The following is an 18,704-nucleotide window of genomic DNA, read 5'->3' as shown; positions in this document are numbered from 1 at the left end:
CGGCTTTCTGACAATCAGAAGAAAATCGGCCGCGCGCTCGCCGAGTGCTCGACCAGCACCGCCCCGGTGGCCGGATCGACCTCCTTGAGCACCGCGTCGTAGCCCCAGAGGTCGGCGAGGTGCTGGAGCACGCGCCGAGCGTCCTCCCGCTGCAGGGTGATGCGGTTGAGCGCCTTGTGTTGGAGGATGAGGCGGCGGTCGCCCTCGAGATCGACGTCCACCACCTCGATGTCCGGATCGAGCCACGCCACATCGTATTGGCGCGCGAAGGAGCGCCGCATCTTGCGGTAGCCGCGCTCGTCGTGGATCGCCGCGACGCGCATCTCCGGCTCGTCGGGATCGTCCACGACGTGAAACAGCCGCATGTCGCGCATCAGCTTCGGGCTCAAGAACTGCGCGATGAAGCTCTCGTCGCGGTAGTTCTCCCAGCAATCGCGCAGCACGCCCATGGCATCGCCGGTCCCGGCGATGTCGGGGAACCACTCGCGGTCCTCGTCGCTCGGCTGCTCCACGATGCGGGCGATGTCCTGCATCATGGCAAAGCCCAGGGCGTAGGGGTTGTGTCCGCCGAAGGAACGGTCGTCGAAATTCGGCTGGCGGATGACGTTGGTGTGCGAGGTCAGGAACTCGAGATAGGCCGCCTCGCTGAGCTGCCCCTTCTGCGAGAGGGCATTCATGATCCGGTAGTGGCAGTAGGTGGCGCAGCCCTCGTTCATCACCTTGGTCTGGCGCTGCGGGTAGAAGTACTGCGCAACCAGCCGGACAATCCGAAGAATCTCGCGCTGCCAGGGCCGCAGGCGCGGGGCCACCTTCTCAAGGAAGTAGAGGATGTTTTCCTGCGGCAGCTCCAACAGCGCCTTGCGCCGCTCCAGGGCCGGGTCGCCCTTGGCCGCGCCGGTCTTGGCCGGCAGGGTGCGCCAGAGGTCGTTGTAGATCTGCTCGCCGTGCTCCTCGCGCTCGCGCTCCCGGCGCTGCTCACTCGCCAGATCCGGGCGCTTCTTGCGGGGATAGCGGTGGACGCCCTGGCTCATCAGGGCGTGGGCGGCATCGAGCACGTGCTCGACCGCCTGATGCCCGTAGCGCTCCTCGCAGCGGGCGATGTAGCTCTTGGCGAAGTCGAGATAGTCGAGGATGCCCTCGGCATCGGTCCACTGCCGGAACAGATAATTGTTCTTGAAGAAGTGGTTATGCCCGAAAGCGGCGTGGGCGATCACCAGCGTCTGCATCGTCGCCGTGTTCTCCTCCATCACGTAGGAGATGCACGGATCGGAGTTGATGACGATCTCGTAGGCCAGTCCCATCAGGCCGCGGCGGTAGCTTGCCTCCTGCTGGGCGAAGTGCTTGCCGAAGGACCAGTGCTTGTAGAACAGCGGCATGCCGATCGAGGCATAGGCGTCGAGCATCTGCTCGGCGGTGATAATCTCGATCTGGTTCGGGTACCACGACAGGCCGAGTTCGGGCCCGGCCACGGCTTCGCAGGCATCGTGGATGCGCCGGATCGTCTCGAAGTCCCAGTCATTGCCGGAAAACAACAGCTCGCCCGGTTTGGGTGCTGTCGACTTCGTGCGGCTCAGGCTCGCGACCATGTCGGCCCTTCTCTTCGACGCTGTCTCGCCTCCCCTCGCGGAGAAGCCTATCGCTCCGCCTCCGCCCGCGCGTCTTTGCGGCCGAACAGCTCGCGGAACACGGGGTAGATGTCGCGGCGGTGGTTCACCTTGCGCATGGCGAGCGGTTCGCCGGCCTTGGCCAGCGCCTCGTAGGTCCGCCACAGGGTGGTGCGGTGCTCGACGAAGCCGGCGCGCGGGCCGTTCTCGTCGCCGACTTCGAGATAAGCGAAGTGCTGGCAGGCCGGCAGGATGTGCGCGCGCAGCAATTCGGTCGAGGTCGGCCCGTCGGAGGAGACGTTGTCGCCGTCCGAGGCCTGCGCGGCGTAGATGTTCCAGTCGTCCGGCGAGTAGCGCTCGGTGACGATGCGCTTCATCTCGGCCAGTGCCGAGGAGACCAGCGTGCCGCCGGTCTCGCGAGAGCCGAAGAAGGTCTCCTCGTCCACCTCGGCCGCCTTGTCGGTATGGCGGATGAAGACGATCTCGACGTGCTTGTAGCGGCGCGTCAGGAAGATGTGCAGCAGGATGTAGAAGCGCTTGGCCAGATCCTTCATGTGCTCGGTCATCGAGCCCGAGACGTCCATCAGGCAGAACATCACGGCCTGGGCGATCGGCTTCGGATAGGGCTCGAAGCGGCGGAAGCGCAGGTCGATCGGATCGACATAGGGGATGCGCTTCGAGCGCTCGCGCAGTTCGAGCAGCTTGAGCTTCAGGTCGGGCAGGCGCGGATCCCTGGCGGTCTCAGCCGCGGCGATTTCGGCCTCCAAGGCCGCCACCTCCTCCAGCTTCGGCCGCTTGAGGGCGATGCGCCGGGACATGGAATTGCGCAGAGTGCGCGACAGGGCGAGGTTCGCCGGCGACCCTGAGACCGTGTAGCCGGCCCGGCGCAGGCCTTCCGTCTCGACCACCGCCAGCCGCCGCTTGGCGAGATCCGGCAGTTCGAGGTCTTCGAGGAAGAGGTCGAGGAATTCCTCGCGCGTCAGGACGAAGTGGAAGGCGTCCTCGCCATTCTCGCCGCCGTCCCCGCCCTCGCCGGAGCCGCCGCCTCCCCCGCCGCCCGGCGGGCGCTCGATGCGGTCGCCCTCCACGTAGGTCTTGTTGCCGGGCAGGATGTAGTCCTGATGGCCCGTGCCCGGCTGGCGCGAGAAGCGCGGCTCGCGCACCCCGTCGCCGGGCACGGTGATGCGCCCGTCCTTGCCGAGGTTCTTGATATCCTTCTCTCGGGCGGATTCCCGAACCGCGCGCTGTGCGACGTCCTTGACCCGGCGCAGGAAGCGTTGGCGGTTCGGGAGGCTCTTACCACCTGGATTGAGCCGACGGTCGACGATGTGCATCCGGGGTCGCTCAGCGCCTTCAAGTCTCACGTCCCCGCTCGGGGACAAAGGTGCGGAAGTGCGGCGGCGGATGCCGGAGGACTTCGCCTCAGAGGGCTTGTCCTCAACCCGCCTGCTTCACCCGCATGTACCATTCCACGAGTCGCCGGACCTGCCGTTCGGTGTAGCCCCGATCGGTCATGCGATCGACGAACTCGCCGTGCTTCTTCTCCGTGTCGCTGTCCTTCTTGGATCCAAAGGAGATCACGGGCAGCAGTTCCTCAACCTGAGAGAACATCCGCCGTTCGATCACTTCGCGCAACTTCTCGTAGGACGTCCAGGACGGGTTGCGCCCGCCGTGCTGCGCCCGAGAGCGCAGCGCGAACTTCACCACTTCGTTGCGGAAATCCTTCGGGTTGGCGATGCCGGCCGGCTTCTCGATCTTGGTCAGCTCCTGGTTGAGGAGCTCACGGTTGAGGAGCTGGCCGGTCTCGGCGTCCTTGAAGTCCTGATCCTCGATCCAGGCGTCCGCGTAGTCGATGTAGCGGTCGAACAGGTTCTGCCCGTAATCGTGGTAGGATTCGAGATAGGCCTTCTGGATCTCGTGGCCGATGAACTCGGCATAGCGCGGAGCGAGTTCGGTCTTGATGAACTCGATGTAGCGCTTCTCGGTCTCCGGCGGCAGTTGCTCGCGCCGGATCGCCTGTTCCAGCACGTACATCAGGTGGACCGGATCGGCCGAGACCTCGGTGGTGTCGTGGTTGAAGGTCGCGGCCAGCACCTTGAAGGCGAAGCGGGTCGAGATCCCGTCCATGCCCTCATCGACGCCGCCGGTATCCTTGTATTCCTGCATCGAGCGGGCGCGGGGATCGACCTCGCGAAGCGACTCGCCGTCGTAGACCCGCATCTTCGAGAACAGGTTGGAATTGGCGTGCTCGCGCAACCGCGAGAGCACCGAAAAGCGGGCCAGCATCTCCAGAGTCCCCGGCGCGCAGGCGGCGGTCGAGAGCTCGGAGCTCGAGATCAGCTTCTCGTAGATGCGCTGCTCCTCCGTGACCCGGAGGCAGTAGGGCACCTTGATGACGTAGATGCGGTCGATGAAGGCTTCGTTGTTCTTGTTGGTCTTGAACGACTGCCACTCGGCCTCGTTCGAGTGCGCCAGGATCACGCCCGTGAACGGGATCGCGCCGATATTCTCGGTGCCGACATAGTTGCCCTCCTGCGTCGCCGTGAGGAGGGGGTGGAGCATCTTGATCGGCGCCTTGAACATCTCGACGAATTCGAGAACGCCCTGGTTCGCCCGGTTGAGGCCGCCCGAGTAGGAATAGGCGTCCGGATCGGCCTGGGAGAGCGTTTCGAGGCGGCGGATATCGACCTTGCCGACCAGCGAGGAGATGTCCTGGTTGTTCTCGTCACCCGGCTCGGTCTTGGCGATGGCGATCTGGCGCAGACGCGACGGCCGAACCTTGATCACCTTGAAGCGGGAGATGTCGCCGTCGAACTCGTCGAGGCGCTTCAGGGCCCAGGGGCTCATCAGGCCGGTGAGGCGGCGGCGCGGGATGCCGAAGCGCTCCTCGATCTCGCGGCCCATGGCCTCGGGGTCGAACAGGCCGAGCGGGCTCTCGAAGACCGGGGAGACCTCGTCGCCGGCCTTCAGCACGTAGACCGGATGGACCTCCATCAACGCCTTGAGGCGCTCGGCGAGCGACGACTTACCGCCGCCGACGGGGCCGAGCAGGTAGAGGATCTGCTTGCGCTCCTCCAATCCCTGCGCCGCGTGGCGGAAGAACGAGACGATCCGCTCGATCGTCTCTTCCATGCCGTAGAACTCGGCAAAGGCCGGGTAGACCCGGATCGTGCGGTTCATGAACACCCGGCCCAGCCGCGCGTCGCGGGCGGTGTCCACCATTTCCGGCTGGCCGATCGCATCGAGGATGCGCTCGGCGGCGGAGGCGTACATCAGCGGGTTGTCGCGGCACGCCTCGAGATACTCAGAGAGCGTCATCTCCGTGTCGCGGCGTGCTTCATAGCCGCGAGCGAAGCTCTGGAACAGGTCGTTCGTCGAGTGCAGCGGCATTCGAACACCCCCTTCAGGCTGATGACAGCTTCATCCTGTCTCGGGGCGAACGCAACTGACATTGCGGGTTTTGTCGCACCGCCCACAGGAGGGCTGTCTTGCGTGTGAAACGGGACACACTCAAAGCTGACCGGGATTTAGCCCGAGCTTAACCGGCCCCGGACCCGAGGCAGAAACCTCCGGCCGAAGACCGGAAGCCCCTGGTATCCGTCAAAATTGCTGCGTCGCGGTATGATCGCGCACGAAACCGTCTATTCGATCAGAGATCGGTGCCGCTTTTCTTCTCGTCCTTGGACTTTTCGTCCTTACCGACGGTGATGCGGATGTCGCGCTTCTCGGTCTCGCCGTCGGCATTCTTGATCTCGACGACGACCCCGTCGGCGCCCGTATAGCCGCTGTTGGGCTGGTAGAAGATCGCCTGAACCTCGGCGTCCTTGTTGGGGCAGCGGTACTTGGCCGGCGTCTTGAGCTTGCCCGCCTTCGTGATGAGCGAGCCGGATTTCGGCGGCGTCACCACCTTGATCTCGGGCATCGGGCCAGCTGAGCAATCCTTTTTCAGATTCGGCACGATCACGAGGCGCGCCTGCTTGCCGGCGGGCACGGTCTCGCTCTTGGTGACGGTGGTCTGCGCGAGGGCGGGCCCGGCGAGACAGAGCCAAGCAGCGGCGAAGGCGGCGGGCAGCGCCGCGATCGGTCCCGTGGATTGTCTCTTGGCAGTGGTCGGCAGATCCATCGGCGTTTCCCTTGAGCGTCGTTCGGGCGACCGGCCGGAGAGCGACTGGGCGCCACAGAAGATGTGGGGAGGGCGCCGGCTTGCGTCGAGGCTCGCCCCTTCGAATCTTGCCGAACGAATTTTGCCGAAGGCCGCGCCCGCTCAGTGCTGCAGCGCGGCGGCGACCGTGCCGGCCACCCGCGCGATCTGCGCGTCATCGAGCTGTCCAGCGAGCGCCTGGGTCAGCGCCTTCTCGACCCGCTCGCGTTCGCCGAGATCGGCGAAGGGTGCAGCCGGAATGTCCGCGTCGCCCAAGTCGCAGGCGCGGCGGATGGTATCGGCGGCCCTGAGCAGCGTCTCCCGATCGGCCGGGCCCATATCCCAAAGCGGCGCCCGCAGCCGGCTGATGACCCGCCGCGCGTCCCGGTACTCCCGATCGACCGTGGTCGATGCCTCGATCTGGCTGACGAGGAACATCAATTCCAGAACCTCGTTGGCGGCTTCCGGGCAAGCGCGCACGATCCGCATCACGCGGGCGATGAGTTCCTGGGTCGGTGACATCCGGGAGCGAGGGGGGGCCATGGCGCCTCAACGCCGTTCCGCCGGTAAAGTTCAGCCCGCATCTGCCTGCCGAAGCGCCGGGGTGGGCCGAAATCCGCAAGGCCGGCCAATGCCTTGCGCGCAAGCGAGTTTTCGGAATGCGATGGCGGCACTCGGCCCCGCCTCAGGCGGCCTCGTGATCCGCCTCGTCGAGGCCGGCGAGCAGGGCCCGGCAGGCGCGCAGCTCGGCGAGCGCCCCCTCCAGCGCCCGGCGATCCGAGGCAGCCGCCTCAACGCTTTCCTCGTCCCGGTCGATGCCGGTCGGCGCGCCGACCTCGGCCTCGCCCCGGCCGAGCGCCTGGACGAAGCGCACGCCGCTCTCCTTGAGGACGCGCTGTGCCCCGCGGATCGTGTAGCCTTTTCCGCGCAGCAGGCAGCTCACGCCCCTGATGAGATCGACATCCTCCGGCCGATAGTAGCGCCGGCCGCCGGCCCGCTTCGTCGGCTTGATCTGGCTGAACCGGCTCTCCCAGAAGCGCAGGACATGCTGCGGCACGCCGAGTTCCTCGGACACCTCGGTGATGGTGCGGAAGGCGCCGGGGCTCTTCTCGCTCCGCTCGTCGCCGGCGGGCGTATCGACGGCGGAAGAATCGAGGGCGGGGGATTCCAGCGGCAGTCCCATGGAAGCGCCTCAAACCAGATTGTGCGGGAGAGGACCGGGCCGGCTTGGCCGGGTCACTCGTCCTCATCCATGTCGAGCCCGTTGACGTGGCCGCCATTGATCCGGGCTTTGAGCACGTTCGAGGGCTTGAACACCATCACCTGCCGCGGCTCGATCTCGACCTCGACACCGGTCTTCGGATTGCGGCCGATGCGCTTGCCCTTGGAGCGCACGACGAAAGAGCCGAACGAGGACAGTTTCACCGTCTCGCCCGAGGATAGGCACGTGCAGATCTCGGCAAGCACCGTCTCGACCAGCGCGGCCGATTCGGCCCGTGACAGACCGACCTGCTGGTAGACGGCCTCGCTCAAATCTGCGCGTGTGACCGTCTTGCCCGCCATCCGCTCCCCCTTCCGGCCGAGTTGCTCGACATCCGTGCCATCCTTCTGAGGACGTACGGATGCAGCCTCCGCTCAAATGCCGTGCGGGTTCCCCGACAAAGGATCCCGCCGTGTATCTCTATGATCGAACACGCTAATCGGCTGAGGGGCGACGGTCAACAGAACCTTACGGTTGACAGGAGGCTAGGCTCGTTCCGACGCTCATCGCCTACCATCGGATGAGCGCGGCGCCCCAGGTAAACCCGCCGCCGATCGCCTCGATCATCACGAGGTCGCCCTCGCGGATGCGCCCGTCGCGGCGGGCGGCGTCCAGCGCCAGGGGAATCGAGGCGGCCGAGGTGTTGCCGTGCCGATCGACGGTGAGCACCACCTTCTCGCGGGCGATGCCGAGCTTGTCAGCCGAGGCCTCAATGATCCGGCGGTTGGCCTGGTGCGGCACGAACCACGCGAGGTCGTCGGCGGTGGTGCCGGAGGCGCGGAAGGCGTCCTCGATCACATCGGTCACCGAGCCGACCGCGAAGCGGAACACCTCGCGGCCCTCCATGCGCAGCTTGCCGGTGGTGCCGGTCGAGCCGGGTCCGCCATCGACGTAGAGCTTGGTCCGGTGGCGCCCGTCCGAGCGCAGGCAGCTCGAGAGCACGCCGCGGTCGGCACTCGTGCCCTCGCCCTCGCGGGCCTCCAGCACGATGGCCCCGGCACCATCGCCGAACAGCACGCAGGTGGTGCGGTCCTCCCAGTCGAGCAGCCGCGAGAAGGTCTCGGCGCCGATGACGAGGGCGCGCTTGGCGCCACCCGTCGTCAGGAAGCGGTCGGCGGTGGCCACCGCGTAGACGAAGCCGGCACAGACCGCCTGAAGGTCGAAGGCGAAGCCGCCCTCGATCCCGAGCGCCGCCTGGATCTGGGTGGCGGAGGAGGGGAAGGTGTGGTCAGGCGTCGAGGTCGCGCAGATCACGAGATCGATGTCGGCGGGCGAGAGCCCGGCATCGTCGAGGGCCGCCATCGCCGCGCGGGTGCCGAGCACCGAGGTTGTCTCGTCGGCGCGCGCGATGTGGCGCTGGCGGATGCCGGTGCGCTGGACGATCCACTCGTCGGAAGTTTCGATCCCGCGTTCGGCGAGATCTGTGTTCGTGACGACGGTCTCGGGCAGATACGCCCCGCAGCCGACCACGACGGAGCGCGAATGCGCCATCAGATCCGTCCCTTTCTCACTTCTGTGCCCGGCTTACTTCTCGATCAAGCCGGTTTCGAGCCCGGCGGCGACCGCCGGCGTCTGCTCCAGCATATCCCGGATCGTTCGCATCAGGTCGTAGCGCGCCATGTCGTAGGCAAGATCGACAGCGGCCGCGAAGCCCTGAGCGTTCTCCGAGCCGTGGCTCTTGATGACGATGCCCTCCAACCCGAGGAACACGCCGCCATTGGCCCGGCTCGGGTTCATCTTCTCGCGCAGGGCCGCGAAGGCTTGGCGCGCGAACAGGTAGCCGATCCTGGCCGAGAGGGTCCGCCCCATCGCCGCCTTGAGATAGGAGGCGATCTGCTTGGCCGTGCCCTCGGCCGTCTTGAGGGCGATATTGCCGGTAAATCCTTCCGTCACCACGACATCCGTGGTGCCGCGGCCGAGATCGGTGCCCTCGACGAAGCCGTGATACGTAAAATTGGGCAGCTCCGACTCGCGCAGGAGCCGGGCAGCCTCCTTCACGGCCTCGTTGCCCTTCATCTCCTCGGTACCGACATTGAGCAGGCCGACCGTCGGGCGCTCGACGTCGAGGACGATCCGGGCCATGGCCGAGCCCATCACCGCCATCTCGACGAGATGCTCGGCATCGGTGCCGATGGTGGCGCCGACATCGAGCACCACGCTCTCGCCGCGCACGGTCGGCCACAGGCAGGCGATGGCCGGGCGCTCGATACCGGCCATGGTCTTGAGGCAGATCTTCGACATCGCCATCAAGGCGCCGGTGTTGCCGGCCGAGACCGCGGCCTGGGCCTCGCCGTCGCGCACCGCCTGGATCGCCCGCCACATCGAGGACTTGCCCCGGCCCTGGCGCACCGCCTGGCTCGGCTTGTCGTCCATGGCGATCGAGACGGTGGTGTGGCGGATCTCGACGGCGCCCTTCAGGCGCGGCTCGGCCTCGACGAGGGGGCGCACCACCGCCTCGTCACCGAACAGGATGAAGTGGAGCTCGGGGTGCCGCTCACGGGCGATGGCCGCACCGGGCACGACGGTCGTGGGGCCGTGATCGCCGCCCATGGCGTCGAGCGAGATGCAAACGCGGTTCGACATGGTTCCTTCGGGGCGCCGCGGGGTAAGCCGGCGGGCAGCGAGCGTGAAGGGGCGTCACAGGCCCCGGAATCGGCGGCGCAAAATAGCGGCAGCGCCCCGCCGGGCAAACAAAAACTCACCCATCGTCGTGATCAGGCCCGCCGGAAGGCTGGCGGGCCCGCCCATCAACCCTTGTCCCCACCGAGCTTGGCCCGCAAAGCCGCCAGATCGGAGAACGGCAGCGGATCCTCGCCGACCGTGACCGCATCGAAGGCGACGCCGGGCTTGCGCGGATAGGGATCGAGGCCGAGCGCCAGGAATTCCGCGGTCAGCACGCCGAAATCGACGCGTCCGTTCACGATCGGATCGGGGAGATCGACATCCTCGGCGTCGGTGCCCTCCAGGATGTCGGCATTGGTGAAGTCGACCTCGACGGGTTCGGAGACCTTCGCCTCGAAGGGCTCCAGCGTCACGGTGCAGATCTGGGTCACCACGGCCTCGACCCGGCCCTCGGCGTGCAGCCGGGTCAACGAACCTCTCAAGGTGAAGCGGCCGACGAGGTCGCGGATGGCAGGGACCTTGAAGTCGCGGGCCAGGGCCTCGCACTCGGCCGGATCCGCCTCGACGACGATCTCGGCGCGGTCCTTGGGCAGGCGCTCGACGTTGACGGAGCGGGAGAGCGGCCCCGCGGGCTTCGGCGTCATCGATGGTCTCCTGAATTCTCTGTCGCGGCCGCGCCGACGGGCTCGGGGAAGCGCGGCCCCTCGCCGAGCAGGCCGTCGAGATCTTGGCCCCCCAGCGCGGCGGCGGCGGCCTCGACATAAGATGCCAGCGGCCCGGCGGCCTCGGGTTCGACGCCGTCGAGGACGTTGCGGGCGAGCGTTTCGGCCAGCCCGGCCCGGTCGCCCGCATCAAGCGCGGCGCCGTAGGCTCCGGCCCGGGCATAGAACGAGGCACCGAGCTTCTTGATGCGCTTGGGCACGCCCATGTCGCCGATGCCGAGTTCACGCAGCGAAGCGTCGAGCTGCATGAAGACGGAATCGACCAGATCCTGCGCCACATCAGCCGCCGGCGGCGGCAACTGGCCGAGGCGGCGCAGCACGAGGATCACGTGCAGGCTCAACGCCTCGAACCGGCCCTCCACGGTGTCGGGCACGCCGAGCGCCGTATAGAGGCCGGGCCGGCGCGCGGCCTCGCCGATTGTCCGATGCAGCGACTGGATCGTCCGCCGCCGCCGGTCGGCGCGACGGAATAAGCCCGCGATCATACGTTCCACCGGATGTGCCGACGCTGTGGCCAAGCTTGCCTTGTCAAAGCCATAACCCCGCGGTACGGCAACCGCGGACCAGGGTGCAAGTCCGAAGACGCGCGAGTTGAAACGCGCCGCGGATGAAGACCCTTTTGGCTGGAAATCAGGGGGGCCGATGTCGCGCCGTCTCGTCTCGTCGCTTGCCCGCGCGGCCGTTCTCGGCTCCGTCGCGATCGGCGTATCAGGCTGCATCGGCGAGGATATCCGCCACGGCTATCAGATCGATCAGGCGGCTCTGGCCACGGTGAAGCCGGGCATGGGTGCCGAACAGGTGCTGCAGATCCTCGGCACCCCATCGACCGTCTCCACGGTCGGCAACAAGTCCTGGTACTACATCAGCCAGAACACCCGCCGCACGGTGATGTTCCTCGGCGAGCAGATCGAGGACCAGAAGGTCACGGCGGTCTACTTCAACCAGGGCATGAAGGTGGAGCGCGTCGCACTCTACGGCCTGCAGGACGGGCGCGTGTTCGACTTCATCGAGCGCACGACGCCGGCCAGCGGCTCCGACCGCGCCTTCATCAGCCAGCTCTTCCGCGGCCTGACCCGCTACGAGCCGTTCGGCAGCGGCGCCGGCGCCTCGGTCGTCCCCGGCGCCCGCGCCGGTCAGTAAGAGCCTCTGGGCGGGCCCACCAGGGCCCGCGCCACCGCGCCCGGCTCGGCGAACAGGAAGGCCGGACGCGTACCGGCCAGGGCCTCGGGGTTGTTGTAGCCCCAGGCCACCGCGGCGAAGCCGCATCGAGCCTGCGCCGCCGCGTCCGCGTCGCGGATCTCGTCGCCCACCGCCAGCATGTCAGCCGGTTCGACGCCCGCAGCCCGCGCGACCGCGCGCAGACGGCGCGCCTTGCCGAACAGCGAAGCACCGCAGGCATAGTGTCGGATGGATCCGGCCGACGCGCCGAGAGCACAGCGCACATTCGCCTCGCTGTTGGAACTCACGACAGCCAGTGTAAACCCCGCCGCATCGAGCCCCGCGAGCATCTCCGGAATGCCGGAAAACAGCCGCAGCTGAGGGGCGTCGCGGGTTGCGAGCACGCGCATGTGACGGGCGATCAGCGGGACCTTCCAGGCGGGAATGCCGAGATCCTTCAGGATCGCCCGGGCGCTCAAGCCCCGAAGCCGTTCGGTCTCGTCCGCCTCGACCCGGCGGAAACGGTAGCGCGCGGCCACGTCGTTGAGGTTGGCGCAGAACCAGGGAAAGCTGTCGGCGAGCGTGCCGTCGAAGTCGAAGGCGACGAGGCGGTAGGGAGCGGCCGACGCGGCGTCCTCCGGGGTCATGACGCTCACGGGATCGGGCACCTCCAAGACGCGGGCCTGCAAGACGGCGGAAGGCGGCCCCGCTTGCGCGAGGCCGCCTTCTGTATTCGATCGCTCAGTGCGGCCAGTGGCCGATTCCCGCCTTACGCCGCCTTCTGCGTCAGCGCCGGGTAATCGACGTAGCCTTCCGGCCCCTGGCTGTACCAGGTCTTCATGTCGTCCTTGGCGAAGGGCAGGCCCTTGGCGATGCGGTCGACCAGATCGGGGTTCGCGATGTAGGGCCGGCCGAAGGCGATGGCATCCGCTTCGCCCGAGGCCACCGCTTGCTTGGCGCGCTCGCCGTCATAGTCGCAGTTCAGGATGACCGGACCGCCGAAGCGCTCCTTGATGACGGGTGCCACCGGCGCCACCGTCGCCTTGCCGAAGGTGCCGTCCGGGCCCGGCTCGCGCATCTCGATGAAGGCGAGGCCAACGCGCTCCATCATCTCGGCGGCAAGCCCGAAGACCTCGTGCGGGTTAGAATCGTCCACGCCCTGGATCGGGCCGTTGGGCGAGAAGCGGATGCCGGTGCGGTCCGCGCCGACGACGCCGGCCACCGCCTGCGCCACCTTGGTCACCAGCCGAACCCGGTTCTCGACCGAACCGCCGTAGCGGTCGCTGCGCTTGTTGCTGCCGTCGCGGATGAACTCGTCGAGCAAGTAGCCGTTCGCCGCGTGGATCTGCACGCCGTCGAAGCCCGCCGCGACGGCGTTGCGCGCGGCCCGCTCGTAATCGGCGATGAGCCGCGGGATCTCGTCCTCGCGCAGGGCCCGCGCCTGGCTGTAGGGCTTCTTGCCGTCGTAGGTATGCGCCTCGTCCGGCGCCGTGGCGACCGAGGGGGCGACCGGCGGCTCGCCGCCGAGGAAGTCGGAATGGACGAGGTAGCCCATGTGCCAGAGCTGGCAGACGATGCGCCCGCCCGCCTCGTGCACGGCCTTCACCACCGGCTTCCAGGCCTCCGTCTGCTCATCGGACCAGATACCCGGTGCGTAGGGCCAACCAAGCCCTTCCTGGCTGATGCCGGTGGCCTCGGAGATGATAAGGCCGGCCGTCGCGCGCTGAGCGTAATACTCGGCCATCACCGGCGTCGGAACGTGGGTCCGGGTCGCGCGGGCGCGGGTCAGCGGGGCCATGAGAATTCGGTTCGGCAGCTTCAACGCGCCGAGCGTGATCGGGTCAAAGATTGAGGGCATTCGATACTCTGTCGGGAGGTAGCGGCTCTCGAAAACGCTGCGCTGCAGGTGCCGAAGCCGCCTTCGGGTGGGCTGAACCTTGTGTCTAGCCGCCCGGTTCGCCAGTGCGCTGGCGCACCTGCGCTGCGGCGCACAAGCCAACGTTACCCATCCGTCAGTGCCTTCTCGTAGCACCATGCCTCCATGCCGTCCTCGTAGTAGTCCGGCTTGGTCCCGGTTCGCGCATAGCCGCCCCGCTCGTAGAGCCGGATGCCACCGCCGTTGTCGGCCCGCACCTCCAGGCGTAGCCGCTTGCAACCATGGACGCGGGCATCGGCCTCCGCCGCCTGCAGAAGCTTGCGCCCGAGCCCGAGGCCGGCGCGGGCGGGCGCGACGGCGAGCGACGAGAGCCGGGCGACGCGGCTGGTGCGCCGCCGCTCCGTCGTAGCCGCGCCAACGAGGATCTCGACCTCGCCGCCCTCCGCCGGCTCGCGCGCGACGGCGACGAGGAGGGTCATGCTGACCGAGCGGATCGCATGGCGGATCGCCCGCCGTTCGGCCCGGTCGGTGGTGAAGGCGGCGTGTTCGAGCGAGACGAGCGCGTCGAGATCGGCGAGCCGGGCCGGCCGGATCTCCACCGGCACGCGGGCGGCGACGCGCTCGCTGCGAGTGCTCACGCGACGCTCCAGGGATAGGACCATGTCTCGGTCAGGGCCTGATCGTCCTTCTTCAGATAGGCCCGCAATTCGGTCGCGCCCGGCCCGTCGAGCTGCACGTCGAGGGCGACGCGGAAACCGCCGACATGCGGATTCGGCACAATCGAGGTCGCGGTGATCCGTCCGTTGCTGGCGCTGGCGACGACCTCGGGCGGCACCGGATCGCCGAGACGCTTCTCCAGTTCCCCATCACCGAAATCGATCAGGAAGCGCCGGTTACGCAGGGCGGTTGCATCCGCGGCCCGGCGCGCGGCGCCGCTCGCGGCCGGCTCGGCGATGAAGGTGTTCATCACCTTGCCGTTCGGGTGGAGATCCTCGGCCGCAAGCGCCCGGATCGTATAGGCGAGCCGCGCCGGCCGTCCCGCCGGATAAGGCTGCTTCGGGCGCCAGAAGGCGACGACGTTGTCGGCGGTCTCGTTGTCGGTCGGCAGTTCCATCAGCACGACGCTGCCTTCGCCCCAGGCCCCCTCCGGCTCGACGAAGTAGCCGGGGCGGCGCTCGTAGCCGGCCTCGAGATCCTGGTAGCTGGCAAAGTCGCGGTCGCGCTGCATCAGCCCGAAGCCCTTCGGGTCGCGGTCGAGGAAGGTCGAGATCCGCCGGCTTTGCGGGTTGTCGAGCGGTCGCCACAGCCACTCGCCGGAGCCGGTAGCGAGCTGGAGCCCGTCCGAATCGTGCAGCTCCGGCCGGTAATCGTCGCTGTGGCCGCGATCGGTCTCGCTGATGAAGAACATCGAGGTCAGCGGCGCGATGCCGACGGAGGCCAGGTCTTGCCGCGGATAGAGCGTCGCGCTCACCCGCACCCCGGTAGTGCGGCCCGGCTCGACCGTGAAGCGGTAGGCGCCGGCTACGGACGGGCTGTCGAGTAGGGCGTGGATCGTCAGGGCCTTCGCATCCGCCGACGGCACCTCGATGTAGAACGCGCGGAAGAACGGAAACTCCTCCTTCTCGCCGTCCGAACCGATCGCGAGGGCGCGGGCGGAGAGACCGTAGAGCTGGTCCTGGCCGAGGAAGCGGAAATAGCTGGCGCCGGCGAAGACGATCAGTTCGTCGAGGCGGTCGGGCCGGTTGAGCGGTGCGTGGATGCGGATGCCGGCAAAGTTCAGGTCGCTCGGCAACGTCCCGTCGATCCGCGTCCGGCCGAAATCGAACAGGGCCGGATCGTATGGGATCGGCGTGCTGATCCCGTCGCGCACGAGGCTCACGGAGACCGGGCGCGGATAGAGAAAGCCACGGTGGAACAGCTGAAGCCGGAACGGCCCGCCGGCCTCGCCGAGAAACGCATGGTCCTTCCGGAAGCGAATGTCGCGGTAGGCGTCGTAATCGAGGCCTGCGAGCGGCGCCGGCAGCGGTGGGAAGCGGCCGTCGAAGGGCTGCGCCGCGAGCGCCTGCGCCTGGTGCTCGACCATGCCGGGCTCGAAGGGACGGCTCCTCGCATCGTCTCCAGCGGACGCCGGCAGGGCCGCGGCGAGGCCGGCGGCGGCCAGCCCCGACATCACGCCCCGGCGCGAGGGCGCACCTGTCGGCACGGCCTGCTCGGCATGGCCGTTGGGGGCGTGAGGGCCTTTGGCGCGGATCATGATCCCATCCCGAAATGCCACGGTTCAATGGCCGCTTCGGTTGGGCTTGGGAAGGGGCCGGCCGGGCTCGTGCGATGCGGAGCTGCGTCTTTCGCGCAACAATCGCGCGCCACGCCGAACTCTCGACCGATCCGGCCGGAAATCGGGGGGTAGCGGAACCGTTTTTCCCTTGTGGTCGGGAGCCCCCGGCCGTATATGGCGCCTGCCCAATTTCGCACGTGCCTGTGGCCGCGTGTCGGTTGGTGGGCATCCGGTCAACTGCCGGACAGCCGCCAGGGGTCTTAAAGGATCGATGGTCGTAAAGGGTGGATCCCTACGGCCGGCATCCGGGTGGCGACACCAGACCCTAACAACAACCGGCAGCCGGAGGCGAAACCGGCGAACCCCGCTCTCCACGGGGGACGCAGCTTAAAGCAACGACGAACGGGCTTTTTTGGTCTCGTCGGCCCTCCAAAGGCCGACACCGAAGAGGCTTGTTTATCCTTGCCCGGCGTGCGGTTGGGGTTCCCCCATCCAATCCACGGCAGCTTCCGGGGTGCTTCTCGCGCCCGCTGACCGTTCCGCGTCTCCAAAGCGCGAAGCGGAAGCGACGCATCGCCCCCTGACGCCGACGGTCCTTCCGGGACCGTCACGATTCGATCTCGCGCCCTCGACGGCGCCTCGAACCTGTGGTGGGGACGACCAATGACCGATCGCATCCGCGATTACCTGCGCGCGCGCCGCGACCTCGGCCAGGACGAGGGCCCGGTGATGGTCCTCGACCTCGATGTCGTGCGTGACAACTACACGGCTTTCGCCCGCGCGCTGCCCGACACCCGCGTGTTCTACGCCGTGAAGGCGAACCCAGCCGCGGAAGTGCTGCGCCTGCTCGCCGAGATGGGCTCCTGCTTCGACACGGCTTCCGTGGCCGAGATCGAGATGGCGCTCGCCGCCGGCGCCACCGCCGACCGCGTCTCCTTCGGCAACACCATCAAGAAGGAGCGCGACGTCGTCCGCGCGCTCAAGCTCGGCATCCGCCTCTTCGCCGTCGATTGCCAGGCCGAGGTCGAGAAGATCGTTCGCGCGAGCGAGGCGGCCGGCATCGCGGCCGGCGAGGTGCAGGTGTTCTGCCGCATCCTGTGCGACGGCGCCGGTGCGGATTGGCCGCTCTCGCGCAAGTTCGGCTGCGAGCCGGAGATGGCGGTGAACGTGCTGGAGCACGCCCACCGGCACGGCCTCAATGCCTACGGCGTCTCGTTCCATGTCGGTTCGCAGCAGGCCAACACGGAAGCCTGGGACGGGGCGCTCGCCTCCGCCTCCGAGATCTTCCGTGAATGCGCTCTGCGCGGCATCGGCCTGTCGATGGTCAATCTCGGCGGCGGCTTCCCGACCAAGTACCTCAAGCAGGTGCCGGGCGTGGAAACCTACGGCGACGCGATCTTCCGTGCGCTCACCAAGCATTTCGGCAACCGCATCCCGGAGACGATCATCGAGCCGGGCCGCGGCATGGTCGGCAATGCCGGCCTGATCGAGGCCGAGGTCGTGCTCGTCTCCAAGAAGTCGGAGGCCGAGGACGAGGTGCGCTGGGTCTATCTCGACATCGGCAAGTTCGGTGGGCTGGCCGAGACCATGGACGAGTCGATCCGCTACGCGATCCGCACCGACCACGACGAGGACCGCATGGCGCCCTGCGTCGTCGCCGGCCCGACCTGCGATTCGGTCGACGTGCTCTACGAGAAGAACCACTACCCGCTGCCGGTCTCCCTCTCGATCGGTGACAAGGTGTGGATCGAGGGCGCGGGCGCCTACACCACGACCTACGCGGCGGTCGCCTTCAACGGCTTCCCGCCCCTCGCGCAGATCGTGATCTGATCCGCAATCCGGTCCCGCCCCGGCGGGGCCGGCTTCGGTCAGGCTTCATTCACGCCTCTTCCGTCAGAAGTGCCGCGCGTCTCACGAGACGCGCATGTCGTTGTGTCCCGGACGGCCCGCCTCGGCGGGTGCGAGGGCTGTTTCCCCCCGCTTCTCAGCGACCTGGGAGGGTACGGCCGTGATCCAGATCCGCAATGAAACCGCCTCCGATGTCGTGGCCCGCGAGCACCTGCTCGACGCCTGCTTCGGCCCCGGCCGCTTCCTGAAGACCTCGCAGCGCCTGCGCGAAGGCCGTCTTCCGGCGCGCGGCCTCGCCCTCTCGGCTGTGCGGGGCGAAAAACTCGTCGGCACCGTGCGGCTGTGGGATGTCGAGACCGGCTGCGGCCGGCCCGCCTTGCTGCTCGGCCCGCTCGCGGTCGATCCGGAGGTTCAGGGTGCCGGCCTCGGCGGAACGCTGATGCGGGCCGCGCTCGCCGAAGCGGCGGCGTTCGGCCACGGCGCCGTGCTGCTGGTGGGGGATGCGCCCTATTATGCCCGCTTCGGCTTCGCCCCGGAGAAGGCAGCAGGGCTCTACATGCCCGGTCCGTTCGAGCGCGAGCGCTTCCTCGGACTGGAACTGGCGGCCCATGCGCTTGCGGGCGCCGAGGGCGTGCTGCGCGCGACCGGCGCGTTCGAACAGCTGCCGGAGGTCGCGGCCGAGGCCGCCACGGTCGTGGCACGACGACACGCCGCCTGAGGCGAGGCCGGGCTGCGGCGCCCGCTTCCCGTCATGGGATTAAGTGCGAAACAGGGCCCGTCGACGCGCAGGAGCGGCGGCGGACCCTGATCCGGTCGATGGTGGTCGTCATGGAAGAGACCGGGAGCACCGGCACGGATCACCGGCTCAGCGGTGATAGGGCCAAGCAGTCGCGGAGAAGGACAGGCGGCTGGCACCCTCGTGGAAGGCGCGGGCCTGGCCGGCGGCCGTACGTCCAGCGCGGACGAGGGCGGCGAGGAGTGTGATGATGCCCGGATCGCGATCGATCGTCTCGATTTCGGGATGGATGGACGGTGCGGTGAGGACGGTCAGCATGGTGCGGTTTCCTTGTGCGTGCTGTCTGCCCTTGAGCGTCACTCCCTTGTTGCAGTGCAGCATAGACAGACTTTTCGGCACACGCCTCCGACGCCATCCGAGCCCAGACCTGCACTCACCTCATAGCTGAAACCCTGGAATCT

At 67.9% G+C, this 18,704-nt stretch carries 19 protein-coding genes; 3 read left to right on the top strand and 16 right to left on the bottom strand.

The genetic code is table 11. From position 1 onward, the window contains the following. Positions 1–14: 14 nt before the first annotated feature. From MSPGM_RS10415 to MSPGM_RS10365, 11 genes are all read right to left on the bottom strand, one after another. Positions 15–1,586: a SpoVR family protein gene (locus MSPGM_RS10415; protein WP_003598019.1), complete on the bottom strand. Its 1,572-nt coding sequence runs from the start codon at positions 1,584–1,586 to the stop codon at positions 15–17. Between the two features lie 47 nt (positions 1,587–1,633). Continuing rightward, positions 1,634–2,938, bottom strand: a complete 1,305-nt coding sequence (locus MSPGM_RS10410; protein WP_003598018.1) for a YeaH/YhbH family protein — start codon at positions 2,936–2,938, stop codon at positions 1,634–1,636. Positions 2,939–3,041: 103 nt separating this feature from the next. Beyond that, positions 3,042–4,994 carry a PrkA family serine protein kinase gene (locus MSPGM_RS10405; RefSeq protein ID WP_003598016.1) on the bottom strand — a complete coding sequence of 651 codons (1,953 nt, stop codon included), beginning with the start codon at positions 4,992–4,994 and terminating at the stop codon, positions 3,042–3,044. Between the two features lie 259 nt (positions 4,995–5,253). Beyond that, positions 5,254–5,727 (bottom strand): hypothetical protein, encoded by a 474-nt coding sequence (locus MSPGM_RS10400; protein WP_003598014.1) that lies wholly within the window; start codon positions 5,725–5,727, stop codon positions 5,254–5,256. A 141-nt stretch (positions 5,728–5,868) separates the two neighbouring features. Then, complete coding sequence (locus MSPGM_RS10395; RefSeq protein WP_015950813.1) at positions 5,869–6,288, bottom strand: hypothetical protein; 420 nt, start codon at positions 6,286–6,288, stop codon at positions 5,869–5,871. A 142-nt stretch (positions 6,289–6,430) separates the two neighbouring features. Next, complete coding sequence (locus tag MSPGM_RS10390; RefSeq protein ID WP_261926364.1) at positions 6,431–6,928, bottom strand: MerR family transcriptional regulator; 498 nt, start codon at positions 6,926–6,928, stop codon at positions 6,431–6,433. A 53-nt stretch (positions 6,929–6,981) separates the two neighbouring features. After that, complete coding sequence (locus MSPGM_RS10385; protein ID WP_003598011.1) at positions 6,982–7,308, bottom strand: integration host factor subunit alpha; 327 nt, start codon at positions 7,306–7,308, stop codon at positions 6,982–6,984. A 208-nt stretch (positions 7,309–7,516) separates the two neighbouring features. Then, a complete protein-coding gene (locus MSPGM_RS10380; protein ID WP_003598010.1) occupies positions 7,517–8,497 on the bottom strand; it encodes a beta-ketoacyl-ACP synthase III in 981 nt (326 codons plus the stop codon). Positions 8,498–8,530: 33 nt separating this feature from the next. Continuing rightward, the gene (gene plsX, locus MSPGM_RS10375; RefSeq protein WP_003598009.1) at positions 8,531–9,589 is read right to left on the bottom strand and encodes a phosphate acyltransferase PlsX; all 1,059 of its coding nucleotides are present in this window, start codon (positions 9,587–9,589) and stop codon (positions 8,531–8,533) included. Positions 9,590–9,753: 164 nt separating this feature from the next. Beyond that, positions 9,754–10,272, bottom strand: coding sequence for a YceD family protein (locus tag MSPGM_RS10370; protein ID WP_261926363.1), 519 nt, complete (start codon positions 10,270–10,272; stop codon positions 9,754–9,756). Then, entirely contained in the window at positions 10,269–10,835 is a 567-nt protein-coding gene (locus MSPGM_RS10365) for a ubiquinol-cytochrome C chaperone family protein (protein WP_003597999.1), read from the bottom strand. Before MSPGM_RS10365 ends, MSPGM_RS10370 begins: the two co-directional genes overlap by 4 nt. 157 nt (positions 10,836–10,992) lie before the next feature. On the opposite strand from MSPGM_RS10365, the gene MSPGM_RS10360 reads away from it, so the two are divergent. After that, entirely contained in the window at positions 10,993–11,490 is a 498-nt protein-coding gene (locus MSPGM_RS10360) for an outer membrane protein assembly factor BamE (RefSeq protein WP_003597998.1), read from the top strand. Here the strand turns inward: MSPGM_RS10360 and MSPGM_RS10355 are convergent. From MSPGM_RS10355 to MSPGM_RS10340, 4 genes are all read right to left on the bottom strand, one after another. Next, positions 11,484–12,155: an HAD hydrolase-like protein gene (locus tag MSPGM_RS10355; RefSeq protein WP_043706816.1), complete on the bottom strand. Its 672-nt coding sequence runs from the start codon at positions 12,153–12,155 to the stop codon at positions 11,484–11,486. The genes MSPGM_RS10360 and MSPGM_RS10355 overlap by 7 nt on opposite strands. Before the next feature lie 122 nt (positions 12,156–12,277). Beyond that, positions 12,278–13,366 carry an alkene reductase gene (locus MSPGM_RS10350; RefSeq protein WP_003597994.1) on the bottom strand — a complete coding sequence of 363 codons (1,089 nt, stop codon included), beginning with the start codon at positions 13,364–13,366 and terminating at the stop codon, positions 12,278–12,280. 143 nt (positions 13,367–13,509) lie between these two features. Then, positions 13,510–14,046, bottom strand: coding sequence for a GNAT family N-acetyltransferase (locus MSPGM_RS10345; RefSeq protein ID WP_012752736.1), 537 nt, complete (start codon positions 14,044–14,046; stop codon positions 13,510–13,512). After that, positions 14,019–15,638 carry a glucan biosynthesis protein G gene (locus MSPGM_RS10340; RefSeq protein WP_012752735.1) on the bottom strand — a complete coding sequence of 540 codons (1,620 nt, stop codon included), beginning with the start codon at positions 15,636–15,638 and terminating at the stop codon, positions 14,019–14,021. The genes MSPGM_RS10345 and MSPGM_RS10340 overlap by 28 nt, the downstream gene beginning before the upstream one ends. Before the next feature lie 684 nt (positions 15,639–16,322). Here MSPGM_RS10340 and MSPGM_RS10335 point away from each other — a divergent pair. Both MSPGM_RS10335 and MSPGM_RS10330 read left to right on the top strand, forming a co-directional pair. After that, a complete protein-coding gene (locus tag MSPGM_RS10335; RefSeq protein ID WP_003604242.1) occupies positions 16,323–17,489 on the top strand; it encodes a type III PLP-dependent enzyme in 1,167 nt (388 codons plus the stop codon). 178 nt (positions 17,490–17,667) lie between these two features. Continuing rightward, entirely contained in the window at positions 17,668–18,225 is a 558-nt protein-coding gene (locus tag MSPGM_RS10330; protein ID WP_003604240.1) for a GNAT family N-acetyltransferase, read from the top strand. A gap of 147 nt (positions 18,226–18,372) precedes the next feature. On the opposite strand, the gene MSPGM_RS10325 is transcribed toward MSPGM_RS10330, so the two are convergent. Then, positions 18,373–18,561, bottom strand: coding sequence for a hypothetical protein (locus MSPGM_RS10325; protein WP_003604239.1), 189 nt, complete (start codon positions 18,559–18,561; stop codon positions 18,373–18,375). Between the last annotated feature and the right edge of the window lie 143 nt (positions 18,562–18,704).

Source organism: Methylorubrum sp. GM97, from assembly GCF_024347855.1.
GTDB lineage: Bacteria > Pseudomonadota > Alphaproteobacteria > Rhizobiales > Beijerinckiaceae > Methylobacterium > Methylobacterium extorquens.
Note: the sequence above shows the minus strand (reverse complement) of the source record. Positions and strands in the feature narration are given on the sequence as shown.

Excerpts from the sequence above, each read along its gene's own strand:
- MSPGM_RS10415 (WP_003598019.1), bottom strand. The coding sequence starts at position 1,586 with ATGGTCGCGAGCCTGAGCCGCACGAAGTCGACAGCACCCAAACCGGGC.
- MSPGM_RS10410 (WP_003598018.1), bottom strand. The coding sequence starts at position 2,938 with ATGCACATCGTCGACCGTCGGCTCAATCCAGGTGGTAAGAGCCTCCCG.
- MSPGM_RS10405 (WP_003598016.1), bottom strand. The coding sequence starts at position 4,994 with ATGCCGCTGCACTCGACGAACGACCTGTTCCAGAGCTTCGCTCGCGGC.
- MSPGM_RS10400 (WP_003598014.1), bottom strand. The coding sequence starts at position 5,727 with ATGGATCTGCCGACCACTGCCAAGAGACAATCCACGGGACCGATCGCG.
- MSPGM_RS10395 (WP_015950813.1), bottom strand. The coding sequence starts at position 6,288 with ATGGCCCCCCCTCGCTCCCGGATGTCACCGACCCAGGAACTCATCGCC.
- MSPGM_RS10390 (WP_261926364.1), bottom strand. The coding sequence starts at position 6,928 with ATGGGACTGCCGCTGGAATCCCCCGCCCTCGATTCTTCCGCCGTCGAT.
- MSPGM_RS10385 (WP_003598011.1), bottom strand. The coding sequence starts at position 7,308 with ATGGCGGGCAAGACGGTCACACGCGCAGATTTGAGCGAGGCCGTCTAC.
- MSPGM_RS10380 (WP_003598010.1), bottom strand. The coding sequence starts at position 8,497 with ATGGCGCATTCGCGCTCCGTCGTGGTCGGCTGCGGGGCGTATCTGCCC.
- plsX (WP_003598009.1), bottom strand. The coding sequence starts at position 9,589 with ATGTCGAACCGCGTTTGCATCTCGCTCGACGCCATGGGCGGCGATCAC.
- MSPGM_RS10370 (WP_261926363.1), bottom strand. The coding sequence starts at position 10,272 with ATGACGCCGAAGCCCGCGGGGCCGCTCTCCCGCTCCGTCAACGTCGAG.
- MSPGM_RS10365 (WP_003597999.1), bottom strand. The coding sequence starts at position 10,835 with ATGATCGCGGGCTTATTCCGTCGCGCCGACCGGCGGCGGCGGACGATC.
- MSPGM_RS10360 (WP_003597998.1), top strand. The coding sequence starts at position 10,993 with ATGTCGCGCCGTCTCGTCTCGTCGCTTGCCCGCGCGGCCGTTCTCGGC.
- MSPGM_RS10355 (WP_043706816.1), bottom strand. The coding sequence starts at position 12,155 with ATGACCCCGGAGGACGCCGCGTCGGCCGCTCCCTACCGCCTCGTCGCC.
- MSPGM_RS10350 (WP_003597994.1), bottom strand. The coding sequence starts at position 13,366 with ATGCCCTCAATCTTTGACCCGATCACGCTCGGCGCGTTGAAGCTGCCG.
- MSPGM_RS10345 (WP_012752736.1), bottom strand. The coding sequence starts at position 14,046 with ATGGTCCTATCCCTGGAGCGTCGCGTGAGCACTCGCAGCGAGCGCGTC.
- MSPGM_RS10340 (WP_012752735.1), bottom strand. The coding sequence starts at position 15,638 with ATGATCCGCGCCAAAGGCCCTCACGCCCCCAACGGCCATGCCGAGCAG.
- MSPGM_RS10335 (WP_003604242.1), top strand. The coding sequence starts at position 16,323 with ATGACCGATCGCATCCGCGATTACCTGCGCGCGCGCCGCGACCTCGGC.
- MSPGM_RS10325 (WP_003604239.1), bottom strand. The coding sequence starts at position 18,561 with ATGCTGACCGTCCTCACCGCACCGTCCATCCATCCCGAAATCGAGACG.